The following is a 23,852-nucleotide window of genomic DNA, read 5'->3' on the forward strand; positions in this document are numbered from 1 at the left end:
GCTAAGCTCTTTCCGGAGTGTCGTCAGTGCCCGGCGTGCGGATGGGCAGGAGTCGCCCCGGTGTCCGCCGGCCTGAGAGCCGGCTTGACCGAAGTGATCACCCATTCCCCCGCACCGCGCTCGACGAACTCGAAGGCAATCGCTGCGCCGGGCTTGAGATCCTTCAACAGTGAGGGGTTGGCGACCTTGAACGCCATGCTCATCGGTGGCCAGTTGAGGCTTTCGACCGGGCCATGACTGATGCTCACCGTAGCGCTGGCGGCATTGATCGCCTCGATCCTGCCCTCCGCCTGATGGCCCGCGCTCGCTGGCCTGGCGCGGGGGCTGGCGTCACGCGCAGGGAGCTGGCCATCCGTGGGCGCTGGGTGGGCAAATCCGTCGACGGCAGCTTTGAGGTTGCTTTCGGCGTCGATCAGGAAATTGGCGGTGACCACCAGTTGCTCGCCTTCCCGGACGCCCTCGCGCAACTCGACACGGTCGTCGCTGCGAGCCCCCAGCTTTACTGCCCGTGGCTCGAAGCGACCCTCCCCGACCTGCACCAGAACCATCTGGCGGGTGCCGCTGTCGATGACTGCCGAGGATGGCGCGGTGACCACCTGACCCTGGGCCGCCACCGCCAGTTCGACCTGCGCAAACATGCCGGGCTTGAGCTGCATTGCTGGGTTGGCCAGCTCGATCCGGACCGGCACACTGCGGGTTTCCGCCTTGAGCGTCGGATAGACGTAGGTGATTTTCCCCTCGAAAGCCTTGTCCGGATAGGCATTGATCTTGATTCTGGCGTGGGCGCCGGCCTTCACCACACCGATGTCCTGCTCGAAAATGTCGGCGATCACCCAGACAGTCGACAAGTCGGCCACCTGGTAGAGCACCTCACCGGGCATGAAGCGCACGCCCTGCACGGCTTTCTTCTCGGTCACGACGCCGGCAACAGGCGAACGGAAGGTCAGCGTGCGCCTGGTGTCGGCGGCACCGGCCAGGGCCCTGAGCTGCTCGTCCGAGATGTCCCAGTTCCTGAGGCGCATCAGGCTCGCATCAGCCAGTTGCTGCATGCCGTTGCGGGCTTCGCCGCTGGCGTTGGTCAGCGACTGCACGCCCTGTATTGCAAGTGCGTATTCGTGCTGGGCAGAGATCAGCTCCGGGCTGTACACTTCGAACAGCGGCTGACCCTTGGCGACCATCTGGCCGGTCATATTCACCTGCAGTCGCTCCACATAGCCTTCGAACTTGGGGGCGATGGCATATTGGCGGCGTTCGTCCGGCTCGATGCGCCCGACGGCACGTACGATCCTGTCGAGCGAGCGCAGGCTGGCTGCCTCGGTTTTGACTCCGAGCTTCTGAATTTTATCGGTGCTGATGCTGATCTGCTTGCTGCCGGCTTCGCCCGCTTCGCCCTCATAGACAGGGATATAGTCCATGCCCATGGGGTCCTTCTTCGGCGTCGGCGAGTTGTCGGGCAAACCCATGGGATTCCGGTAGTAGAGGATCTTGCGCGTTCCTCTTGCGGGCTCGCCGGCGGCGACGGCAGCATGCGGCTTCGCTTCGTCATGATCTCCCGGGACCTGACGCTGACCGGACCAGTAACCACCCCCGGCGGCCAGGGCAGCGATAGCCAGGGTGCCGACCGCAACGCGCGTGCTCTGCTTCATAGATCTTCCCCGAGGATCCGTTCCACTTCTGCAAGTCGTGCCTGTCCCTCGGACTGCGCCCGGATTTGCTCCTGTCTGGCCTGACGAATCTGTCGTTGCGCGTCGAGCAGCGTGGCGAAATCCAGTTTCCCGTTTTCATAGCCGGCGAGTGCAGCCTTGTAAGTCAACTCGGCCTCGGGCAGCAGATCACCGCTGGCCAGGGCCTCGGTCCGGCGCGCTCCGTCGATGCCGGCAAGGTTCTCCGCCAGATCGGCGATCAGTTGGTTGGTACTTGCCTCCCGGCGTGCCCGGGCAGCTGAGAGCAGGGCTTCTGATTCTCGTTCCAGCGCACGGCGCGAGGATTGCTGGAACGGTATGTTCATTTCGACCATCAGTTCCCATTCCTTGATCGCGCTCTGATACTGGATTGGACCGGCGCCTATCGTGAAATCCGGGTAACGGTTCTTGTACGCGAGTTCCCGGCCCTTTTCGGCTGCCTTGAGCTTGCTGAGTTCGGATGCCAGCAACGGGTTACGGGCGCGTACGCGCTCCGCGAGTACGGTAAATTCGAGCCTGGCCGGCGCCGGCAGCGGGCGAAGTTTTTCCGGCGCTGCCAGTGCTGCTTCGGCAGGCCGTCCCAGCAAGGCATTCAGGCGGGTGTGCAGGTGATGCTGCTCGGTTTGCAGCGCCACCAGTTCGCTACGGAGCTTCGTCTGTTCAACCTGCGCACGAATGACATCCTGCAATGCTGCCAGACCGCTGCTATAGCGCACCTGGGCGATTCTTTCAAGGCGCTGCATCAGTTGAAGTATTTCCCGCGTCAGGCGCTCGTTGCTGCGGACGTAATACCATTGCGCATAGCTGGTCTTGATTCTGGCGGCAATTTCCGACCACGTTCCCCAGGCACGCCCTCTGGCACTGTCAACTTCGAGTTCGGCCATCTCGCGTTTCAGATCACGCTTGCCGAACCACGGAATGTCCTGAGACAGCAGGTAACGCGTGCTGCCGACGCGACTCGGCGAGAGTGTCGGGTTCTGATCTCCGTATCGGGTGATGTCTCGAAGTTCCATCCGGAACCTCGGGTCGGGCAGGGCGCCTGCCGGCGTGACCCGCTCCACCGCCGCATCAACTTCGGCAAGCATGGCGGCGTACTCGGGATTTCGGCTCTTGGCGAATTCGAGCAGGTTTTCGATGCTGTGGCCGATGGCCATCTCCTGCGACACGGCGGGAGTGGCCATACCCAGCATCAACCCGAAGACGAAAACCCTTGTGGCCTCGAATTCTCGCATACGGACTCCCAATGGCAACGCGTTTGCCACGAATTATGCCGTGTTCAGTCTGTATTCATCGGACTATCTCGATCACTGTCAGCGTTTGTCAGTGGTCTGCCACGCCATTGTTCGGCGCAGCAATACGCCTCACCATGGAGAAGGGTGACTACATGGCATGCTGCGTCAAATAGCCGCACCCGTGGCCTGTTGCGTTGCGTAAAGTGATGCTCCGGAACACGAGCACAATCATGATCTTGCAAGCATCCGTTGCGATGAAAAACCGATTTCATGCTAAAATTCACAGATCAATGCCTTGATTTGTGTCAAGTCGAGCGAGACCGCTCAGGGAGGGTGGTCTATTGGGAGGGGATTGATGAGCCTGGTTGCCGCACGGACGCTTTCGGGCCGCATTTGGGTGGCCCGCCCGAACCACTCGCTGTCAGTGGCCGGACGCAGGCGGCTATTTGTTGCCACCGCTACTGCTTCCGGGCTGATCGCGTTCGCTTTTTCGTGTTTTGGTGCTTGGCCAGTGATTCCCTTTGCTGGCCTTGAACTCGCTCTGTTGTGGTGGGCTTTGCTGCGCACCGAATTGGCTGCTGACGACTTTGAGACGATCACGTTGGAATCGGGGCACCTGACGATAGAAAAGCGCCATGGTGCGCGGGTGGAGCGCCACGAGTTCCAGCCATACTGGGCGCGGTTGCAGTACGTCAAGCCTCCGGGCCAGAACGGCCATCGCTTGCTGATCAGTTCGCATGGCAAGCAAGTCGAGGTGGGCAGTCTGTTGACGGAAGAGCAGAAGATGGCGCTTGCCAAAGAACTGAAACAAAACCTGGGTGCAGTTTAGCCCCGACCAAGTACTTTAAGGAGACAAATTGAAGATCCTTCGTCGTTTCTGTCTGCGGGCGGGTATTTCGTTCCTGGGTCTGCTCCTGGCGGTGGTTCCCTCGCTGGCGAGGGCCGATTACAGCTGGAATTTCCCCCGGCCTGTCACCCCGATCGCCCGCGATACACTCGAGATTCACAATCATTTCATGATCGTGATCACCGTGCTGTTCCTGGTTGTGTTTGGCATCATGGTCTATTCGATGCTCAAGCATCGAAAGAGTGTCGGCCATCAGCCGGCCAGGTTTACCGGACCCACCGGCACCGTCCAGTGGCTGTGGGCGCTGGTGCCGTTTGCGATTCTGCTGTTTATCGACTACGTCCTGATGGGTATCCCTGCCTACCACGCGGTGCTCGACATGGAGGATACCCGGACCAAGGCGGACATGGTCCTCAAGGTTACCGGCATGCAGTGGAAATGGCAGTACGAATATCCGGAAAGTGGAATCAAGTACCTGAGTACCACGAGTACACCGCGCGATCAGATTACCAACAAGGAAGCCAAGGGAGAGCACTACCTGCTGGAGGTGGACAACCCGGTAGTCCTGCCGGTTGGCAAGAAAGTGCGCGTGCTGCTGACATCAACCGACGTGATCCATACTTGGTGGGTGCCCCAGTTCGGTGTCAAGCGTGATGCGATTCCAGGTTTTCTTCGTGAAACCTGGCTGAAGATTGAGGAGCCCGGGATCTACCGCGGGCAGTGTGCGGAATTGTGTGGTAAGGATCACGGTTTCATGCCGGTCGTCGTGCACGCTGTTCCGGAGAATGAGTATCTCGCCTGGGTCGATCAGAAGAAGACGCAGATCGCTGCCGCCGCGGCCGGTTCGGACAAGACCTGGAGCAAGGATGAGCTGCTGGCCGCCGGCAAGGACATCTATGAGAAGCAATGTGCAGCGTGTCACCAACCCGAAGGGCAAGGTTTGGCGCCGGTGTTCCCGGCACTTGCGGGTAGCAAGATCGTCACCGGTCCACTGCTTTCGGCAGAGGGTAAACTTCTCAAGGATAGTCATGTGGATCGCGTGCTGAATGGCAAGGAGGGCACTGCCATGCAGGCATTCAAGAACACCCTCTCCGACGCCGAAATCGCAGCCGTCATTACCTTCGAGCGCAACAGCTTTGGCAACAAGAAGGGCGATCTGATCCAGCCGGCGCAGATCAAGTCCCTACGTTAACGCCCAGGAATCAGGAGATTACCATGAGCACAGCACCCTCTATAGACCACGGTACCAGCCATGGTCACCATGCAGAACCCTACCAAGGCAGCGTCATGCGCTGGCTGACGACGACCAATCACAAGGACATCGGTACGATGTACATGACATTCGCGCTGATCATGTTCTTCGTCGGTGGCGCGATGATTCTCGCCGTGCGGGCTGAACTGTTTCAGCCGGGTTTGCAGTTGATGCAACCGGAGTTCTTCAACCAGTTGATCGGTGTGCACGCGCTGATCATGATTTTTGCTGCACTGATGCCGGCTGCGACCGGGTTTGCGAACTGGCAGATTCCCCTGATGATCGGAGCGCCGGACATGGCACTACCGCGTATCAACAACTGGGGCTTCTGGCTGTTGCCGCCAGCGGCGCTGTTGTTGACCCTGCCCTTCATCCTGGCCATTTTCGGGATTGGCGATGGTGCCGTAAACACCGGCTGGACCCTTTACGCCCCACTTTCGGTGCAGGGCGGAATGGGGGTGGACTTCGCCATTTTCTCGATTCACATCCTTGGCGTCTCTTCTATCCTGGGCTCGATCAACATCATTGTCACCATCTTCAACCTGCGCGCTCCCGGCATGACGATGATGAAGCTGCCGCTTTTTGCCTGGGGTTGGTTGATTACTGCCTTTCTGTTGATTGCCACCATTCCGGTGCTGGCCGGCGCAGTAACGATGCTGCTCACTGATCGCCACTTCGGGACCCAGTTCTTCAATGCTGCCGGTGGCGGTGATCCGATCCTCTTCCAGCATCTGTTCTGGTTTTTTGGGCATCCCGAGGTGTACATCCTGCTGCTGCCAATCTGGGGCCTTATTCCGCACGTTGTTTCGACCTTCTCGCGGAAGCCGATTTATGGCTACAAGGCGCAGGTGTACTCCTTCATCGCCATTGGCGTACTCTCGGTCATCGTCTGGGCGCATCACTTCTTCACCGCTGGCCTGCCGGTGCCGGCCTTGCTCTATTTCATGTACAGCACCATGTTCATTTCACTGCCGCTGGCCGTGCTCTTCTTTTGCTGGGTGGCCACCATGTGGCGCGGCGCGATGAGCTTCGAGACACCGATGCTCTTTGCCCAGGGCTTCATCGTCCTCTTCGGGATGGCGGGACTGACCGGCCTGGTGCTTGCGGATGTTGCAGCCGACGCTCAGTACCACCACAGCTACTTCGTGGTCGCGCATTTCCACTATGCATTGTTCGCCGGTGGCATCATGGGTGTCATGACAGGCGTCTATTACTGGCTGCCGAAGTGGACCGGTCACATGTTCAGTGAAACGCTGGGCAAATGGCACTTCTGGTTGACCGTGGTTTCGTTCAATCTGACCTTCATGCCGCAGTTCTTCCTTGGTCTGGCCGGCATGCCGCGCCGGATTCCAGACTATGCCCTGCAGTTTGTCGAATTCAATGCCATCTCGACGGTGGGCGCCTTCATTCTGGGTTTCTCGCAACTAATCTTCGCCTACAACGTATGGAAGTGCGTCAAGGGCGGCACCAAGGCGACCGACAAGGTGTGGGAAGGGACCGAGGGTCTCGAGTGGAATCTTTCCTCGCCCCCGCCGCACCATTCCTGGGAAGTGCAGCCGGTAATCAAATGATAGCGGCCGAGCAGAAATCCCCGGAAAAAGTCGATTCACCGGATTATTCTCCGGCAGAGATTGAGCGGCGTCGCGCGACCAGCCGGCGATTGGCGTGGGTGCTCGGCCTCACGGCGCTGGGCATCTACCTGGCCGGATTCTTGTATTACAGGCCCTGACGCGATGGAATCAGGTCTTGCCGGGAACCAGCCGGCCGTAGCCAAACGCAGCAACCGCAGGCTGGTCATGAAGCTGCTCGTCGTGGTCGCCGGCGCCTTTGCTTTCGGTTTTGCTCTGGTGCCGCTTTACGACGTGCTCTGCGCTGCCACTGGCTTCAATGGCAAGACGAGTAATAGCAAACTGGGTGTCGGCGGCATTGCTAACCCGGCGGCCGTGCCATCGAGAATCGACCGGAGTCGCATCGTGACCGTCGAATTTACCGGCACGGTGATGCCTGGCCTGCCTTGGGAAATGCGACCGCTGACGCCCAGTCTCGACCTGCATCCGGGCGAACTGCATCAGGCCAGGTTTCTGGTCCACAACAGTTCGGATCGCCCGATCGTCGGTCAGGCCGTACCCAGCGTTTCCCCGGGACAGGCGGCGCAGCACTTCGAGAAACTGGATTGCTTCTGTTTTTCGCAGCAAACGCTCGGGCCCGGTGAAACGAAGGAGTTGCCGTTGACCTTTATCGTCAAGCCAGAAATCGATGAACAGATCCGTACCGTGACCCTGTCCTACGCATTCTTCAATGTCGACGGCCAGAAAACTGCTCCTAAAGGAAGAGAGTGACCATGACTAGCCATACCTCGCCGCATTTGCAACACTATTTCGTACCACAGCCTAGCCCCTATCCGTTCATCCTTTCGGGCGGCATGTTCCTGCTCGCCTTGGGCTTCATCCTGAAGATGAATTCCTTTGCTCCCGGTCCCTGGATAATGCTCGCAGGGACAGCGGTCATCCTGTTCGTGGTTTACAACTGGTTCGGCAAAATCATCGGCGAGAACCAGAGTGGCTCTTACAAGCAATGGGAGGACCAGTCGTTTCGCTACGGCATGATCTGGTTCATCGCCTCAGAAGTGGCTTTTTTTGCAGCCTTTTTCGGTGCATTGTTCTATGTGCGCAATATCTCGGTCCCGGCTTTGGCCGGAATGGACCCGGCGTTTTCACTGTGGAAGGACTTTACGGCAGTCTGGCCGTCGGCCGGACCCAAAGGGGCAGCTTTCACGCCGATGGGGGCCTGGGGTGTGCCGGCACTGAATACCGCCCTGCTGCTCAGTTCCGGTGCTACCCTGACCTGGGCGCATTGGGGAATGCTGAAGAACAATCGCAGTCAGCTCAACCTGGGACTGCTCCTGACCATCGTGTTGGGCGTCATCTTCCTTGGTTTCCAGGCATGGGAATACCATCACGCTTACACCGAATTGGGCTTAACCCTCGGCGCCGGCGTCTATGGTGCGACTTTCTTCATGCTCACCGGTTTCCACGGTTTCCACGTCACACTCGGCGCGCTGATGCTGATGGTCGTCTATGGGCGCTGCCTGAAGGGCCACTTTACCGCCGAAAGGCACTTCGCTTTTGAGGGTGTTGCATGGTACTGGCACTTCGTTGACGTCGTCTGGCTTGGGCTATTCATCCTCGTCTATTGGTTGTAACCGGGTATCCAACCAAGGCGGAAACCAACCAGCAACAAGACGAAGATCAGGATCGACAGACCGATACGCAGCGTCAGCGCCTGTGCGGTACGGACGCCTGCGCCTCGGTCGCGGTACAAAAAGAAGAGCCCTGAAAAGAGGCTCCCGACCACACCGAACAGCAAGAGAATCACGATGAGCTTGAACATGGCTGACTCCAGCGAAGGGAGTGCCGATTATGCTCGCAGCGATGGTGCTCAGGCAACCGTGCCGAGAGAAGTCAGGCTACCTTTGTCACCCCTGCGCTTCCGGCCACGGCTGTTGCCCACGCTGGTTGCGCTTGTGCTCATCCCGCTGTTCGTTGCTTTCGGTCAATGGCAATGGAACAAGGCCAGCGCCAAAGAGGGTCTGCAGACATTGTTCGATGCGCGCGGTGCCGAGCCGGCAGTGCAATTGCCAAGTGCGCCAGCCGACCCGCAAATGCTCCGCTACCGCCAGGTACTGGTGCGCGGCAGCTATGAACCCGAGTATCAGATTTTGATTGATAACCGGGTGCATCACGAGCTGGCCGGTTACCATGTGCTCACCCCCTTGCGCCTTGAGGGTAGCGAAATGCGCGTCCTGGTGAATCGCGGCTGGGTACCCGCGCTTGCCGACCACAGCCGCTGGCCACAGGTGGCGACTCCGGTCGGAGTGCTCGAAGTCGCCGGTATGGCGATTGTTCCAGGTACGCGGTATCTCACCTTGGCACCTGAGGCGCCGGCAGGAGCCAGCACCTCCTGGCAAGTGGTATGGCAGAACCTGGATCTGGCACGTTACGCCAGGGAGGTCCCTTTCCCTCTACAACTGGTGGTCATTCAACTGTCTCCGGACAGTTCTGCCGGGGGATTTGCCCGCGAGTGGCCGCGCCCAGACGAACGGATTGAGCGCCATCTCGGTTACGCTTTTCAATGGTGGGGATTTGCAATAGCTACCATGATCATCTGGCTGGTCGTCAATTTTCGCCGTTGTTCCCCCAACTCTCGATGAAAGCCGGGATGCTTTCCCTTACCCCGGGTCGCCGCAGCATGTTGCTGGTTACCGTACTGTTGGCATTGCCCTTCGTCGTCGCCTTCGCACTTTACTGGTTTGAATGGCGTCCGGCCAAACTGGGCAACCATGGCGAGCTCATTGAGCCACCGATAGCATTGCCGGAAACCGGACTTACCTTTGTCGACGGGCGACTGCTGCCGACCGCGGATCTCCGCCGGAAGTGGACATTGGTCATGGTTAATTCCGGGCCCTGCGCTGCGGTTTGTCAGCAGGACCTGCGGCAAATCCGGCAGGTGCAGGTGGCCCTCAACAAGGAAATGGTGCGCCTTCGTCGCGTCCTGCTAGGGGACAGTGTGGCGGTTCTGCAAGCCGATCCGGCGCTGCTGGAGTTGCGGCGTGCCTATCCGGATCTGTTGATCGCTGCACCCGATGACGATCAGAGCGGCCAACTTTACCGGATGATGCTTGACGCGCGCTACCGCTTCTACGTCATCGATCCGCTCGGCAATGTGATGATGCGCTATCCTGAAAATGCAGAGGGGCAGGGTATGCTCAGGGACCTTGAGCGCCTGCTGAAATATTCATGGGTTGGATAGAACAGGACCGTCTATGGCCGTTATGAGCAGCAGTTCCCATCGTTCGGCTGGCCAACGCCTGGGGGCGTTCTTCGCGCTGTGCAAGCCGAGGGTCAACAGCCTGATCGTGTTTACGGCGATGATCGGAATGTTTCTCGCCGCTCCATCATTCCCGCCATTCGCGCTGTTTATCGCGGCGTCGGTCGGTATTGCCCTGGTCGCCGGCGCCGCAGCGGCGATCAATTGCCTGATCGAACAAAACATCGACGCGCTGATGGCGCGAACACGCGCGCGCCCGACGGCGCGTGGCGAAGTTTCGGCTATCGAAACACTGACTCTCGCGACATTTGTCGGAGGCCTGGGGTTATGGGTACTGCACACCTTCGTCAATCCACTGACGATGTGGTTGACGTTGGCCACTTTCCTCGGCTACGCACTGATCTACACAGTACTGTTGAAGCCGGCGACGCCGATGAATATCGTCATCGGAGGGGCTTCCGGGGCCATGCCACCCCTGCTCGGCTGGACCGCGATCACCGGTCATGTTGGCCCCGAGGCGTTGGTGCTGTTCCTGATCATCTTCATCTGGACGCCGCCGCATTTCTGGGCGCTGGCCTGTTATCGCTGTGCCGACTACGCCAAATCGGGCCTGCCGATGTTGCCGGTGACGCACGGGATAAGCTTCACCTGCCTGCATAGCCTGCTCTACGTGGTCATGCTCAGTGCCGCGACCGTCCTGCCTTATACGCTGGGTATGAGCGGGGCCTGGTATCTGGCCACAGCGCTGATCCTGGACGCCGTTTTCCTCGTCTATAGCTTTGTGCTATGGCGAGATTACAGCGACAAACTGGCCAGGCTCACTTTTCGCTATTCGATCATCTACCTGACACTGTTATTCGCCGCATTGTTGGTGGATCACTTCCTGCGCTGATTCCTTGGTCGCAAGTGCCGTCAGGAGTTTCTCATGGATGCCGCCAAAGCCGCCATTGCTCATCACCAGCACCTGATCGCCGGGACGTGCGACGTCGGCGATTCGAGCCACCAGGCGCTCTAGATCGTCTTCGACGATTGCCTGGTCGGCCAGTGGTGCGAGCGCGGCAGCGGCGCTCCAGTCGAGATTCGCCGCGTAGCAGAACACCAGGTCAGCTTCGGCGAGGCTGGCGGGCAACAATGCCTTCATCACACCCAGCTTCATGGTATTCGAGCGCGGCTCGACGACAGCCAGGATACGCGCGCTGCCGACCTTGCGGCGCAAGCCGCCAACGGTCGTTGCAATCGCAGTCGGATGGTGAGCGAAGTCGTCATACACGTCGACCCCAGCGGCCGTTCCACGAAGCTCCAGACGCCGCTTGACATTCCTGAAACGCGACAGCGCCGCTAAGCCACGCTGCAAAGGGACGCCAGCGTGTCTGGCTGCCAGCAGCGCGGCGACCGCGTTGCTGCGGTTGTGGGCACCGGTCAAGCCCCAGTTTGTACTGGCGACCAGGTCGTCGCCTTCGAGGAGATGCAGTGAACCGTCGCTGTCGCTTCCCTCAGCCTGCCAACCGCCGGCCGCATTGAATCGCTCGACCGGCGTCCAGCAGCCGCGTTCCAATACTCGTTCGAGGTTATCTTCCGTGGCGTTCGAAACGATCAGTCCATTGCGCGGCAGCGTACGCACCAGGTGGTGAAATTGCGTTTCGATCGATGCGAGATCGGGGAATATGTCCGCATGGTCGAACTCGAGATTATTGAGAATTGCGGTGCGCGGACGGTAGTGCAGGAACTTCGAACGTTTGTCGCAGAAAGCCGTATCGTATTCGTCGGCTTCGATCACGAAGAAGGGTGACTCCGTGCTGCTTCCAGACAGGCGAGCTGAAACGCCAAAGTTCAGGGGCACGCCACCGACCAGGAAGCCCGGACTAAGTCCTGCATCCTCAAGGATCCACGCGAGCATCGCGGAAACCGTCGTCTTGCCGTGTGTTCCCGCGACCGCCAGCACCCAGCGTCCCTTCAGGATATGCTCAGCCAGCCATTGCGGACCGGAGACGTAAGGCAGGCCACCGTCAAGGATCTCTTCGAGCAAGGGGTTGCCTCGCGAAATCGCGTTGCCAATGACGTAGCAATCCGCTTCGAAGGCCGTTTGTGCGGCGTCGTAGCCTTCGATGACCTCGATCTCGGCAGCTTCGAGTTGGCTGCTCATTGGCGGGTATACGCCACTGTCGCAGCCGGTTACGCGATGCCCTGCAGCCCGAGCGAGTTGGGCGACGCCACCCATGAAGGTACCACCAATACCGAGGATATGAATGTGCATGTCCCAAATCCAGGTTAAAATCGGGCCGAAGAAGGCCGATTGTACCCCCGTAGGCGTCGCGCCGTGACGCAACTACAATTTCGCGTTTCCAATCCATTCCGGGTGCACCGATGAGCAACCGCCAGGAACGCCCGAGCAATTCACAACAGCGCTGGCGGATTGCCGCTCTGGCCGCCCGCCTGCTGGCCGAGGACGGCATCAGCGAACTGGCACTGGCCAAACGCAAGGCGGCACGCAGGCTCGGCTTGCCCGAGAGCACCCTCATGCCCGATGACAATGAAGTCGAGGCAGAGCTACGGAGCTATCAGCGGCTTTTCCAGAACGAAGAACAGCCGGCGAGGAGTGCTCGTCTGTTGCGGACGGCGGCCCGGCTGATGGCCATCATGCAACCGTTCAATCCCTACCTGACGGGTGCGGTCCTAGAGGGCATCGCCGGCCGTCATGCCGAGATAGACATCCAGTTGTTTCCCGACAGTGCCAAGGACGTGGAAATCTTCCTGCTCAACGAACGCTTCGACTATCATCACAGACCGCCTCGCACCGAGCGTGCCGAGGCGGTTCTGACGATGATCGCCGATGACGCCATTGCCAACCTGGTGGTCTACCCACGGCGTGAGGAGCGCGTCAGCTTCAGGACGCGTGATGGCCGGATTCGCAAGCGAGCACGCCTCGATGCCGTCAACAAGCTCCTGGCGGCGATCCCACTTCCGTCCCGGTGAGCAAGGCCAGGCTTTTCCTGATCGGCTTGGTTGCGGCACTGATTGCGCTGCTGGCAGGGCTCTACATGGGGTCACAGCACACAGGTACGAAGCCACAGACGGCACAGGTCCTTAACCCAGAGGCCTTGTCGAATCTGTACGCCAGCCGCCTTGAAGATGTGGACGGGAAACCCTATTCATTTTCTGCCTGGCAAGGGAAAACGCTGGTCGTCAATTTCTGGGCCACTTGGTGCCCACCGTGCCGGGAGGAAATGCCGGCCTTTTCGCGCTTGCAGAACCGGTACGCGCTGCGAGGCGTCCAGTTTGTCGGTATCGCTCTCGATGCCACGGAAAGCGTGCGGGCTTTCGCCGGACAATATCCTGTCAGCTATCCGCTGCTGGTTTCTGGCTCGGCAGGCGTCGAGTTGGCCCGCCAATTGGGGAACGCAAGCCTCAGTCTTCCCTATACCCTGGTCGTCAGTCCGGGTGGCGATGTACCCCTGGTCCACCTGGGGCCACTTGCTGAGCGCGACCTGGACCTCGTGTTGCGTACAACGCTTGTCCACTGAAGACATGCTGCTGGACAAAATGCTGCGATTTGCGGCAAACTTGCGCCCATGAAGAAGCAAAAAGACACTTCGCCGGGAGCCGGGAAGTTGCCGGACACGGCTGCCGTGCTGGTCCTGCATGGACCCAATCTCAACCTCCTCGGTACTCGTGAACCCAAACATTATGGTTCGAGCACGCTTGCCGAGATCAATCTGGCCCTTGCCCACAGAGCTGCCGCAGCCGGCGTGCTTCTGGAAGCCTTCCAGAGCAATCACGAGGGAGCACTGATCGAGCGGGTGCACGCCGCGAGTACCCAAGGGGTACGCTACCTGATCATCAACCCTGCGGCCTACACACACACCAGCATCGCGCTGCGCGATGCCATCGCTGCGAGCGCCATTCCGTTCGTCGAAGTCCATCTCTCCAACATCTACGCCCGCGAATCGTTTCGCCATCACTCGTGTTTTTCCGACCTGGCGATTGGCGTCGTCACCGGCCTCGGCAGCGAGGGTTACCTGCTTGCGCTCGAATACCTGTTGCGCCGAATCTCTGTCGAGTGAGGCCTTCGATTTCATCTACGGCTTGTGTCTGCTGCCTTTTTCCAGGTTTGAACGCAAGCAAGAACAACCCTCCGGAGCCCGTCCATGGATCTGCGTAAGCTGAAGAAACTGATTGACCTTGTCGAAGAATCGAGCATTACCGAGCTCGAGATCAACGACGCAGAAGAAAGGGTCCGTATCGTCAAATACGGTGGGGCTCTCGCGCAACAAGCCTACGCCCTGCCTCCACAGGCTCCGCTGCACGCCGCGCCGGCGGGGGCTGCACCGCCCGCCAACGCCGCAGAGGAGCCGCCGCTCCCGGAAGGCGATGCCGTCAAGGCCCCGATGGTCGGCACCTTCTACCGCGCCTCGAGTCCGGGAGCAGAGCCGTTTGTCGAGATCGGCAGTGTCGTCAAGGTCGGGGACACGCTGTGCATCATCGAAGCCATGAAGTTGTTGAACGAGATCGAAGCCGAGCGCGCAGGCACGGTCAAGGCCATTCTCATCGAGAATGGCCAGCCGGTCGAATACGGTGAACCCTTGTTCATCGTCGGCTAAGGAGAACTGTCCGCCATGTTCGGGAAAGTCCTCATCGCCAATCGCGGAGAAATCGCACTTCGCATCCAGCGTGCCTGCCGCGAACTGGGTATCAAGACCGTGGTCGTGCATTCCGAGGCGGACCGCGAGGCCAAGTACGTTCGATTGGCGGACGAGTCGGTCTGTATCGGTCCGGCGCCATCCGCCCAGAGCTATCTCAACGTACCGGCGATCATTTCTGCGGCCGAAGTCACGGACGCGCAGGCCATCCACCCGGGGTACGGTTTTCTCTCCGAGAACGCCGACTTTGCGGAACGGGTGGAGTCATCAGGGTTCGTTTTCATCGGCCCACGCCCAGAAACCATCCGCCTGATGGGTGACAAGGTTTCTGCCAAGGAGGCCATGCGGATTACCGGCGTACCCTGTGTTCCGGGTTCCGAGGGCGCACTTCCCGAGGACCCGAAGGAAATCGTGCTGATTGCCAAGGCCGTCGGCTATCCGGTGATCATCAAGGCGGCCGGTGGTGGCGGCGGACGCGGCATGCGCGTCGTGCATACCGAAGCGGCACTGATCAATGCCGTGAACATGACCCGCTCCGAGGCCCAGAGTTTTTTCGGCAACCCCAATGTTTATATGGAGAAGTACCTGGAAAATCCCCGGCATGTCGAGATTCAGGTGCTTGCCGACAGTTTCAGGAATGCCGTGTACCTCGGCGAACGCGACTGCTCGATGCAGCGCCGCCATCAGAAAATCATCGAGGAGGCGCCAGCCCCCGGTATCGCTACCCGGCACATCGTGCGTATCGGCGAGCGTTGTGCCGAAGCGTGCCGGCGCATCAACTATCGCGGTGCCGGTACCTTCGAGTTCCTTTACGAGAATAACGAGTTCTATTTCATCGAGATGAACACGCGCATCCAGGTCGAGCACCCGGTCACGGAATTGATCTCCGGCGTAGATCTCGTAGCCGAGCAGATCCGGATTGCCGCAGGTGAAAAGCTTCGCTTCCGGCAGCGTGACCTCAGTTTCCGAGGCCACGCCATCGAATGCCGTATCAATGCGGAAGATCCCTACACCTTCGTGCCTTCCCCCGGCAAGATCAGCTTCTATCATCCGCCGGGCGGGCCCGGCATCCGCGTTGACTCGCATATTTATCAGGGCTACACGATTCCGTCACATTATGACTCGATGGTGGCCAAGGTGATTGCCTACGGTGACAGCCGCGATCAGGCCATCCGCCGCATGCGGATTGCACTCTCGGAAATGAGCATCGAAGGCATCAAGACGAACATCGCGCTGCATCAGGAACTCATGCACGACGCCCGTTTCATGGAAGGTGGTACGAGTATCCACTACCTCGAGCATCGGCTCGCGGCCAAGGACGAGGTCAAAAAGGGCGGCTGACAGCCACCGAAAACGATGCCCTGGCTCTCTATCAGCATCCAGACCGACTGCCTGCACGCCGAGGCGCTCGCCGACGCGCTGCTCGACGCCGGAGCCTTGGCGGTGAGTATCGAGGATGCCGATGCCGGGACCTCCGCCGAGCAGCCACAGTTCGGTGAGCCCGGCTCGATCAGCAGGCCCGGTTGGGAGCATTCACGCGTGGTCGCGCTGCTGGCGCCGGATACCGATGCCGGGCTGTTGCTGTCCGCCTGCGCAGTGCAGGTCGGCCTCGACGAGTTGCCGGCGTTTGCGCAGGAAACCGTCGCCGAACAGGATTGGGTGCGATTGACCCAGTCGCAGTTCGAGCCGATTCGCGTCTCGGAACGCCTGTGGATCGTTCCCTCATGGCATCAAGCCCCCGATCCCGAGGCGATTGTCCTGGTACTCGATCCGGGCATGGCTTTCGGCACGGGTTCGCATCCGACGACTCGCCTGTGTCTGGAGTGGCTTGAGCGGTGTGTGTGCCCAGGAGTGTCGGTCCTCGATTACGGCTGTGGCTCAGGAATTTTGGCAATCGCCGCCGCCAGACTCGGAGCCACTGAGGTTGTAGGTGTGGACATCGACCCGCAGGCGGTGATCTCGGCCCGTGACAATGCCGGGAATAATGCCGTCAAGGCCCGTTTCCAGGAATCGGCGCAGGCGGTGCATGGCCAGTTCGATATTGTGGTGGCCAACATCCTCGCCAATCCGCTGCGCGTGCTCGCGCCGGCGATCAGCGCATACCTCCGCCCGGGTGGCAGCCTGGCGCTGTCAGGGATTCTGGTCGAGCAGGTGGACCAAATGATCGCGGCTTACGCGCCTTACCTGCCGCTCGTCGTTGTAGCCTCCCGCGACGGTTGGGTTTGCCTGGCTGGCGTAAAGAGCTAGCGGATGAAGACCCGCTGCTCAAGCTGCCAGACGATCTTTCGCGTCACCTCCGAGCAGCTCCGGGCACGTGCCGGCAGGGTTCGCTGCGGACAGTGCCGAACGGTGTTCAATGCCTTAGATGGCCTGCTTGACGACGAGGCGTCGTTCGAAACTGCTGGCCGGATCGCGCCGGTTGAACGGTGCGAATCGGCGGTAGCTCCTCCATCACCCGCAACCCGCTCCCGGCCGCAAGAACCGCAGGAGCCGCTGCGAGCGTCGGTACCTGCCGACATGATTGCTTCCGAACCGAATGTTTCAGCGCCCGCTGACAGCGCTCAGGAGTTGCCGTTGGGCAGCCCCTCGGAAACTACCCCTGATGCCCTGGACATTGTCGCAGATGTGGACAAGCGCAATCCCGGTCATGACCTCCAGGAAAGCACTGACGGCGATCGTTGGCTGGGGGGCTCGACCAGCAGGGGTGCCCTGGCGCTCGACAGTCCCGCCGCCAGGCCGTTTGCAATTGCCGCCGTGTTCCTGGCACTGCTGCTTGTCGGACAACTGGTCTTTCATTTTCGTACCGACATTGCCATTTCCGCTCCCCTCCTGCAACCTCCGCTAGCCATGCTGAGCGACGTTCTGGGTACCGACGTGCCATTGCCGCGGCGCGTAGAGATGCTCAGCATCGAGGCCTCTGATCTGCAGGTAGACCAGGAGCGCAAGCAGTTGCTGGCCTTGCAAGTGACGCTGCGCAACCGCGCGACGTACGCTCAGGCTTACCCGGTTCTCGAACTGACGTTGACCGATACCAATGACCGGATAGTTGCCCGCCGTCTTCTGTTGCCCGACGAATATCTATCCGCCGCCGCGCTCGCAGAGCAAGCGTTCCCGGCGAGTGCGGACGTCGATGTTCGCCTGTGGATTGAAACCAGGGAGATCGCTGCTGCCGGTTACCGGCTATACCTGTTTTACCCATGATTCAGCAGCCGGCAACGGCCGGCGACCGGTGCATGTCGCCATCAATGCTATACTTTTCCTCAAAGTAGTCCTCTAAACCGTCGGGATGTCCATGTCCACTCTTATTTGCGGCTCAATCGCCTTCGACAACATCATGGTTTTCCATGATCGTTTCAAGAATCACATCCTGCCCGAGCAGATTCACATTCTCAACGTGGCTTTCCTGGTGCCCGAGATGCGGCGTGAATTTGGCGGTTGCGCGGGCAACATTGCCTATAACCTGAAACTTCTCGATGGCGACCCGCTGATCATGGCAACGGTTGGTGATGATGCCGATCCCTATCTCGTACGCCTGGACGACCTCGGACTGTCACGCGCGCATGTGCGCCGGATTGCCGGCAGCTTTACAGCGCAGGCGTTCATCACCACCGATCTCGACGACAATCAGATCACCGCATTCCATCCGGGAGCCATGACCTACTCCCACCTCAATCGCGTTACCGATGCGCAGGACGCCACGCTTGGGATTGTTGCTCCTGACGGGCGTGACGGCATGCTCCAGCACGCGCAGGACCTCGCGGCGGCGGGGGTGCCCTTCGTCTTCGACCCCGGACAAGGCCTGCCGATGTTCTCGGGCGAGGAACTGCTGGGTTTCATGCGTCTGGCCAATTATGCCTGTTTCAATGACTACGAGGCGAAGCTGCTGTGTGATCGAACAGGCCGATCACTTGAGCAACTTGCGACCGAGGTGCAAGCACTGATCGTCACCCTTGGGGGCGCAGGCTCGCGCATTCTTGCCGACGGTCGTTGTCATGAGATTCCCTGTGTTCAGGCCGAGGCCGTCGTCGACCCCACGGGTTGTGGTGACGCCTACCGTTCGGGCCTGCTCTACGGTATTGCCGCCGGCTGGGACTGGGAGAAGGTCGGTCGCCTGGCGGCGGTGATGGGGGCGATCAAGATCGCTCATCGTGGTGGTCAGAACCATCGTCCAGGTCGTGCTGACATTTCTGACCTGTTTGCCAAGGCTTTTGGTACTAACCTTTGGTAAAGGATACTGCAATGAACCTCCTCAGAGTGCTTTTCCTGATGCTGGTCAGCGCCACTCTTGTCGCCTGCGTGAGCAGCCAGTCGGCCAGTGTCTACTCGCCCCAACAGGCGCGGCAGGAGATGACGGTCCGCCAGGGGACCGTCGAGAGCGTTCGGGAGGTCATCATGCAAGGCAGCAAGTCAGGAGTCGGCACGCTGGCAGGTGCCGCAGTGGGTGGGGTGGCGGGGAGCAACATTGGCGGTGGCAAAGGGCAGATCGTAGGCGCGATTCTCGGTGCGGTGGCCGGCGGCTTGGCCGGTTCGGCAATCGAGGAAGGTGCGACCAGGAAAGTTGCGTTCGAAATCACGGTCAGGTTGAATGGTGGCCAACTGGTGGCCGTCGTTCAGGAAACTGACGAACGCTTCTTTCCCGGCGAAAGAGTGCGTCTTCTTTCCCGCGGTGGCGATACCCGCGTCACGCATTAGCCGGCAGTCAGCTACCGGTGGTCGTCCTCTGCGCCACTTTACACTCATTGGCGAGCGGACGCCCGCTGCTGGCGTCCATCAGGACGCTTTTCCAGGGCAGGTCAATCCACAACAATCCGTTCTGTGGGTCCTCGTAGCGAGGGAGACCGGAGGCAGACCTTTGGCGCTCCAGTGTGTGACGTTGGCCCTGCCAACGCAGTTCGATCAGATTGAGGTTACCGGTAACCCGCTGAATCTCGATGCTCTGGCCGAACTCACAACGATAAACGCCACTGGCGAGCTGCATTTTCAGTTGCTTCTGCTCCTTGCTGCCCTTGCCCCGCTCCTGGCGAGCGTCGGCAGTTGACCGTGCAGGCAGCGACTCACTGGTTGCGCAGGCCGTCAGCACTCCGGCCAGGACACTCATGGCGATCAAGCGATTCAGGATCACCGCATGTTCCCAAGGTTTACGAAAACTAAAAAATAACATGGCCGGCAGCACCAAGGGCAGAAAACTTGCGTTGAAACTTCACCTGCTGCCAGCCTCGATGCTATCCTTGATCGGTAGCGGCAGTCGGATCGATGGCCTGCTCATTCGTTAACAGAGGCCGCAGACGTGCAGTTTGACCCACTCCCCAGCTTCCGAACCCTGACCGGCGCCTATGAACCGTCTGGAATTCGGCAGCTGCCTGACGGGCGTTTCCTTATCGTCGAGGACGAAGAGCGGCACCCGCTGAGCCTGTTGAGCGTGCATGAGGACGGCAGCGTTCGTTGCACCGCCTTGCAGCCACCTCTCCTGCATCCCGCCGCCGTCGATTTCTGGAGGCTGGATGATCTGGAGGGGGTCGCCATCGACCGGGCGGGATACCTTTACGCCATCACCTCGCATTCCCGTAACAGTGTCGGGGACGAGGAGGCTGCCAGGGAGAAGCTGGTTCGCTTCCGTATTCAGGGTAATCGGGTCGTCGAGCCAAAGGTGGTGACTGGGCTGAAGCGCGCCTTGCGGGCGGTACACCCGTTGCTGGCGGCATCGGCCGAGATCCGCGAGGTAAAGACCCGGGGTGGTCTGAATATCGAAGCGCTGGAGATGGCTCCTGACCAGAGCCGCTTGATGCTGGGATTCCGCAGCCCGCTGCTCGATCGGCTGGCGATCGTGGCTTGTGTCGAAAACCTTGTCTCCATGTTCGAAGCCGGCGATGCGCCGCGCGTCGGCGCCACTCTGGCGACGCTGGATCTGGACGGAAACGGGATCCGAGGGATGGCCTATGTGCCTCTCTTCGGCGGCTATCTGGTGATCGGCGGACCAGTGACGCGCGAGCGGACGCAATTCGGCCTCTGGTTCTGGAGTGGTACCCGGGGCGATCCCGCACGCCGGGTCAGTGTTCCCGGTTTGCCGGGATTCGAACACGCCGAGGGAATCAGCACGGCGCTCATTGATGGCCAGCAGAGGATCATCATCGTCAGCGATGACGGCAGTCGGCATCTCGGACGCTTTGCCCGTTTCATGATTCTCGACCCACAACGACTCATGATAGAACCGTCACCAAAGCATACTTGAAGGAGCACCATATGGATGCCGATTGGGTCCTTGCCACCCTCAACGATGTCATGGACGCGCTGGAAGAGGCCATCGCCGAACTCGAATCGGACCCCGACGCGGTCGAAGAACTGCTGCCCGACCGGATGCCGGTCATCTACGCCAAACTCAACTACGTGTGGAATAGCCGGAAGCTTGGCCCGGAAGCGATCGAAAAACTCGCTCACGATGACCTGATTGCCTTCCCGAAGGACATGCCCTTTTAAGTGCTGGCTCTGGTAGTCGTTGCGGGATCGATCTGCCGCGGATCATCTGAGGTCCCGCGGCGGGAACGAGCCAGAGGCACGCTGCCTGGTGCGTGCGCAACTCACCGCTGGGCGTGCAGACGCTTGTCAATGCCAACCACGAGAAAAGCGAGGACACCGAAGGCGAAGATCTCCAGCCATTCCCGGCCGCCGATCGGTGCCGTGGCGAAGAGGCGATTCATCAATGGCAGATAGGTTAGCAAGGCCTGCAGCAAAGCCATGGTCAACACTCCATACCAGATTGCGGGATTGGAGAACAGGCCGACGCGTCGCGCCGAGTGCGTCAGTGACCGGCAATTGAAGAGGTACATTGCCTCGACAACGACAAAGACGTTCACCGCCACCGTGCGTGCTTCGGCAAGCGAATTCCCTTGCGCCATTTCCAGCAGGAAGAGTCCGAAGGAACCGGCGAGCAACAGCAGGCTGACCAGGACGATTCGCCAGACCAGCGCCGCGTCGAGAATCGGCGTCGCCGGTGGGCGCGGTGGTCGATGCATGATGGCGCGTTCGATCGGCTCGAAGGCCAGCATCAGGCCGAGGAAGACGGCAGTCGTCATGTTGATCCAGAGAATCTGCAGAGGGGTAATCGGCAAGGTGGTGCCGGCGAGAACAGCAGCCAGGATTACCAGGCCTTCACCGAAGTTGGTGGGCAAGGTCCAGGTAATGAACTTCACCAGATTGTCGTAGACGCCGCGCCCCTCCTCGACCGCCGCCTCAATGGCAGCAAAATCGTCGTCCGTGAGCACCATATCGGCGGCATCCTTGGCGACCTCGGTGCCAGACAGGCCCATGGCGATGCCGATGTCAGCCTGTTTCAGGGCCGGTGCGTCGTTAACGCCGTCACCGGTCATTGCCACCACTTCTCCGTTGGCCTGCAGGGCACGCACCAGGCGCAGCTTCTGAGTCGGATCGACACGCGCGAAGACGTTGACTGTCCTGACAACGGCGCGTAACCCTTCGTCGTCGAGCGCGGCGAGGTCACTACCCGTCAGTGCCGTCTCGCCGTTGTTGGTCATCCCCAGTTGGCGGGCAATCGACAGTGCCGTGAATGCATGATCGCCGGTGATCATCTTCACCTCGATCCCGGCTGCACGGCAGGTCCTGACTGCGGCGATCGCCTTCGGGCGTGGTGGATCGACCATCCCCACCAGACCGATGAACTCCAGGCCCTCGGGCGCGCTCGGGTCCAGCACCTGTGCCGAGCCGACGCCGAGACGTGCCACCCCCAGAACACGCAGGCCCGCTTCCGCCATGCTGCGGGCGGCGAGCTCGATCTCCTTCTGGCGTACAGCGACTGCCAGCCCACCGGCATCGAGCATGCTCCGCGAGTGCGGCAGCAACTGTTCGAGCGCCCCTTTGTAATAGGCCAGGCGGACGCCTTCGATGTCATGCAGTGTCGCCATGTACTGGCGGGTTGAATCGAACGGGATTTCATCGAGGCGGGGAAACAGTTTCTGCAGAGTCCCTTCGTCGAACCCGGCCTTGCGTGCGACGACCAGCAGTGCGCCCTCGGTCGGGTCTCCGACGACCTCCCAGTGCCGGTTGGCCTTGTGCAGCGCAGCGTCGTTGCACAGTACGCCGGCCAGCATGCATTCCCGCAACGCGCCGCCGATCTTCGCGCCCTCGCCGATCTTGCCGCCGGGCGCATAGCCGTTGCCGCTGACTGTCGTGCGGAGGCCGCCTGCGTAAAGCTCGCGCACTGTCATCTGGTTTTCGGTCAGCGTACCGGTCTTGTCCGAACAGATGACGGTTGTGCTGCCCAGTGTCTCGACGGCCGGCAGCTTGCGGATGATGGCCCGCCGTTTGGCCATGCGCGAGACGCCGATAGCCAGGGTGATGGTCATCGCTGCCGGCAGCCCCTCGGGGATCGCGCCAACCGCGAGTGCCACCGCGGCCATGAACATGGAAAATGCCGACTCGCCGCGCCCCAGGCCGACGGCAAAAGTGAGCACTGCCAGCAAGCCGATGGCAATCAGCAGCCAGTTGCTGAATACCGCCATTCTGCGCGTGAGCGGCGTCGCAAGATCCGGGGTATCGGCGATCAGTCGCGAAATGCGGCCGGTTTCGGTACGGTCGCCGGTGGCCACCACCACGCCGGCCCCCTGGCCGCTGATCATCACCGTGCCCGCGTAAGCCATGTTGCAGCGATCGGCGAGCGAGGTGTCCTCCGGCAGCACATCGTCGTGCTTGGCAACCGCAGTCGACTCACCGGTCAGCATGGCTTCAATGGCCCGCAGGTCTTTGGCCAGGAAGAGTCGCAGGTCTGCTGGAACCTTGTCGCCTGCCGTCAGCAGAACGACGTCGCCGGGCACCAGTGCAGTCGAGGAAAGGCGCTGTTTGCAGCCACCACGCAGGACGGTAACTTCGCTTTTTATTGAGCGGGCCAGCGCAGCCAAAGCATTCTCAGCGCGACCTTCCTGAATGAAGCCGATCACCGCGTTGATCAGAGTGACGCCAAAGATCACCCCGGCATCGACCCATTCGCCGAGCAGCGCGGTTACCGTACCGGCCAGCAGCAGGACCAGAACCAGCGGCTGACCGAACTGCAGAGCAAGGCGGAGTATTGGCCCCTTGCCTGCTTTCGGTGTCATGCGGTTCTCGCCGTGCACCGCCCGGCGCTCAAGTACCTCGTTTTCGCGCAATCCGTCGTCGAAGCGGGCTTCCAGGCGCGCCGCCGCTGTTTCAAGGTCGAGGCAATGCCAAGCCGTCGATTGTTGAGCCGTTTTGTCCATCTGGTGATCGCCCGAGGTTGCCCGGCAAACGCCCCTAGCCCTGTGTTTGCCGGGAGAAAGTAGCGCTCAACGGGTGTGTTTTCGATTATTCTATAACTTGTACAGTGGCCGTAAGGCTTGGCGCATGGCA

25 protein-coding genes and 1 pseudogene are annotated in these 23,852 nt (G+C 60.4%); 20 read left to right on the top strand and 6 right to left on the bottom strand.

Annotated elements, in window-relative coordinates:
- Positions 1–23: 23 nt before the first annotated feature.
- Complete coding sequence (locus AC15MQ_RS10125; protein ID WP_483080022.1) at positions 24–1,646, bottom strand: efflux RND transporter periplasmic adaptor subunit; 1,623 nt, start codon at positions 1,644–1,646, stop codon at positions 24–26.
- On the bottom strand, positions 1,643–2,914 hold the full coding sequence (locus AC15MQ_RS10130) for a TolC family protein (protein WP_483080023.1): 1,272 nt from the start codon (positions 2,912–2,914) through the stop codon (positions 1,643–1,645). The genes AC15MQ_RS10125 and AC15MQ_RS10130 overlap by 4 nt, the downstream gene beginning before the upstream one ends.
- A 355-nt stretch (positions 2,915–3,269) precedes the next feature.
- Between AC15MQ_RS10130 and AC15MQ_RS10135 the strand changes: the two genes are divergently transcribed.
- The 5 genes from AC15MQ_RS10135 to AC15MQ_RS10155 all read left to right on the top strand — a co-directional run bounded on the left by AC15MQ_RS10135 (position 3,270) and on the right by AC15MQ_RS10155 (position 8,215).
- Positions 3,270–3,743, top strand: a complete 474-nt coding sequence (locus tag AC15MQ_RS10135) for a DUF2244 domain-containing protein (protein ID WP_483080024.1) — start codon at positions 3,270–3,272, stop codon at positions 3,741–3,743.
- A gap of 28 nt (positions 3,744–3,771) precedes the next feature.
- Entirely contained in the window at positions 3,772–4,953 is a 1,182-nt protein-coding gene (gene coxB, locus AC15MQ_RS10140) for a cytochrome c oxidase subunit II (RefSeq protein ID WP_332335302.1), read from the top strand.
- Positions 4,954–4,976: 23 nt separating this feature from the next.
- Complete coding sequence (gene ctaD, locus AC15MQ_RS10145) at positions 4,977–6,584, top strand: cytochrome c oxidase subunit I (protein ID WP_287666540.1); 1,608 nt, start codon at positions 4,977–4,979, stop codon at positions 6,582–6,584.
- A gap of 162 nt (positions 6,585–6,746) precedes the next feature.
- Positions 6,747–7,352 carry a cytochrome c oxidase assembly protein gene (locus AC15MQ_RS10150; protein ID WP_287666538.1) on the top strand — a complete coding sequence of 202 codons (606 nt, stop codon included), beginning with the start codon at positions 6,747–6,749 and terminating at the stop codon, positions 7,350–7,352.
- Between the two features lie 2 nt (positions 7,353–7,354).
- On the top strand, positions 7,355–8,215 hold the full coding sequence (locus AC15MQ_RS10155; RefSeq protein WP_287666537.1) for a cytochrome c oxidase subunit 3: 861 nt from the start codon (positions 7,355–7,357) through the stop codon (positions 8,213–8,215).
- On the opposite strand, the gene AC15MQ_RS10160 is transcribed toward AC15MQ_RS10155, so the two are convergent.
- The gene (locus AC15MQ_RS10160; protein ID WP_287666535.1) at positions 8,203–8,403 is read right to left on the bottom strand and encodes a twin transmembrane helix small protein; all 201 of its coding nucleotides are present in this window, start codon (positions 8,401–8,403) and stop codon (positions 8,203–8,205) included. The two genes, AC15MQ_RS10155 and AC15MQ_RS10160, sit on opposite strands and share 13 nt — an antisense overlap.
- On the opposite strand from AC15MQ_RS10160, the gene AC15MQ_RS10165 reads away from it, so the two are divergent.
- The 3 genes from AC15MQ_RS10165 to cyoE are packed head-to-tail and all read left to right on the top strand — an operon-like array spanning position 8,402 to position 10,732.
- Positions 8,402–9,223, top strand: coding sequence for an SURF1 family protein (locus AC15MQ_RS10165; RefSeq protein ID WP_483080025.1), 822 nt, complete (start codon positions 8,402–8,404; stop codon positions 9,221–9,223). The genes AC15MQ_RS10160 and AC15MQ_RS10165 overlap by 2 nt on opposite strands.
- Before the next feature lie 8 nt (positions 9,224–9,231).
- On the top strand, positions 9,232–9,822 hold the full coding sequence (locus AC15MQ_RS10170; protein WP_483080026.1) for an SCO family protein: 591 nt from the start codon (positions 9,232–9,234) through the stop codon (positions 9,820–9,822).
- Between the two features lie 22 nt (positions 9,823–9,844).
- Positions 9,845–10,732 (top strand): heme o synthase, encoded by an 888-nt coding sequence (cyoE, locus tag AC15MQ_RS10175; protein WP_483080027.1) that lies wholly within the window; start codon positions 9,845–9,847, stop codon positions 10,730–10,732.
- Here cyoE and mpl read toward each other — a convergent pair.
- Positions 10,694–12,094, bottom strand: coding sequence for a UDP-N-acetylmuramate:L-alanyl-gamma-D-glutamyl-meso-diaminopimelate ligase (gene mpl, locus AC15MQ_RS10180; protein ID WP_483080028.1), 1,401 nt, complete (start codon positions 12,092–12,094; stop codon positions 10,694–10,696). The genes cyoE and mpl overlap by 39 nt on opposite strands.
- A gap of 110 nt (positions 12,095–12,204) precedes the next feature.
- Here mpl and AC15MQ_RS10185 point away from each other — a divergent pair, with 110 nt between their 5' ends.
- From AC15MQ_RS10185 to AC15MQ_RS10230, 10 genes and pseudogenes are all read left to right on the top strand, one after another.
- Entirely contained in the window at positions 12,205–12,813 is a 609-nt protein-coding gene (locus tag AC15MQ_RS10185; protein WP_483080029.1) for a hypothetical protein, read from the top strand.
- On the top strand, positions 12,810–13,361 hold the full coding sequence (locus AC15MQ_RS10190) for a TlpA family protein disulfide reductase (RefSeq protein ID WP_483080030.1): 552 nt from the start codon (positions 12,810–12,812) through the stop codon (positions 13,359–13,361). Before AC15MQ_RS10185 ends, AC15MQ_RS10190 begins: the two co-directional genes overlap by 4 nt.
- Positions 13,362–13,409: 48 nt before the next feature.
- Positions 13,410–13,901, top strand: a complete 492-nt coding sequence (gene aroQ / locus AC15MQ_RS10195; RefSeq protein ID WP_483080031.1) for a type II 3-dehydroquinate dehydratase — start codon at positions 13,410–13,412, stop codon at positions 13,899–13,901.
- An 84-nt stretch (positions 13,902–13,985) separates the two neighbouring features.
- Positions 13,986–14,438, top strand: coding sequence for an acetyl-CoA carboxylase biotin carboxyl carrier protein (gene accB, locus AC15MQ_RS10200; protein ID WP_287666516.1), 453 nt, complete (start codon positions 13,986–13,988; stop codon positions 14,436–14,438).
- Positions 14,439–14,453: 15 nt separating this feature from the next.
- Positions 14,454–15,818, top strand: a complete 1,365-nt coding sequence (gene accC / locus AC15MQ_RS10205; protein ID WP_287666514.1) for an acetyl-CoA carboxylase biotin carboxylase subunit — start codon at positions 14,454–14,456, stop codon at positions 15,816–15,818.
- A 15-nt stretch (positions 15,819–15,833) separates the two neighbouring features.
- Positions 15,834–16,724, top strand: coding sequence for a 50S ribosomal protein L11 methyltransferase (prmA, locus tag AC15MQ_RS10210; RefSeq protein ID WP_483080032.1), 891 nt, complete (start codon positions 15,834–15,836; stop codon positions 16,722–16,724).
- A 3-nt stretch (positions 16,725–16,727) separates the two neighbouring features.
- A pseudogene (locus tag AC15MQ_RS10215) lies at positions 16,728–16,826 on the top strand (MJ0042-type zinc finger domain-containing protein); the annotation flags it as partial.
- A 225-nt stretch (positions 16,827–17,051) separates the two neighbouring features.
- Positions 17,052–17,678: a DUF3426 domain-containing protein gene (locus AC15MQ_RS10220; RefSeq protein ID WP_332335311.1), complete on the top strand. Its 627-nt coding sequence runs from the start codon at positions 17,052–17,054 to the stop codon at positions 17,676–17,678.
- Positions 17,679–17,769: 91 nt separating this feature from the next.
- Positions 17,770–18,705, top strand: a complete 936-nt coding sequence (locus AC15MQ_RS10225; RefSeq protein WP_332335312.1) for a carbohydrate kinase family protein — start codon at positions 17,770–17,772, stop codon at positions 18,703–18,705.
- An 11-nt stretch (positions 18,706–18,716) separates the two neighbouring features.
- A complete protein-coding gene (locus tag AC15MQ_RS10230; RefSeq protein ID WP_287666503.1) occupies positions 18,717–19,169 on the top strand; it encodes an outer membrane lipoprotein in 453 nt (150 codons plus the stop codon).
- A gap of 7 nt (positions 19,170–19,176) precedes the next feature.
- Here the strand turns inward: AC15MQ_RS10230 and AC15MQ_RS10235 are convergent, their stop codons facing one another.
- Complete coding sequence (locus tag AC15MQ_RS10235) at positions 19,177–19,638, bottom strand: MliC family protein (RefSeq protein WP_483080033.1); 462 nt, start codon at positions 19,636–19,638, stop codon at positions 19,177–19,179.
- 126 nt (positions 19,639–19,764) lie between these two features.
- Here AC15MQ_RS10235 and AC15MQ_RS10240 point away from each other — a divergent pair, with 126 nt between their 5' ends.
- Positions 19,765–20,706 (top strand): DUF3616 domain-containing protein, encoded by a 942-nt coding sequence (locus AC15MQ_RS10240; RefSeq protein ID WP_483080034.1) that lies wholly within the window; start codon positions 19,765–19,767, stop codon positions 20,704–20,706.
- Between the two features lie 11 nt (positions 20,707–20,717).
- Entirely contained in the window at positions 20,718–20,951 is a 234-nt protein-coding gene (locus tag AC15MQ_RS10245; RefSeq protein ID WP_483080035.1) for a hypothetical protein, read from the top strand.
- A gap of 101 nt (positions 20,952–21,052) precedes the next feature.
- Here AC15MQ_RS10245 and AC15MQ_RS10250 read toward each other — a convergent pair whose 3' ends face one another.
- Positions 21,053–23,722, bottom strand: a complete 2,670-nt coding sequence (locus AC15MQ_RS10250; RefSeq protein ID WP_483080036.1) for a cation-transporting P-type ATPase — start codon at positions 23,720–23,722, stop codon at positions 21,053–21,055.
- Positions 23,723–23,852 lie beyond the last annotated feature (130 nt).

Source organism: Candidatus Accumulibacter propinquus, from assembly GCF_056856495.1.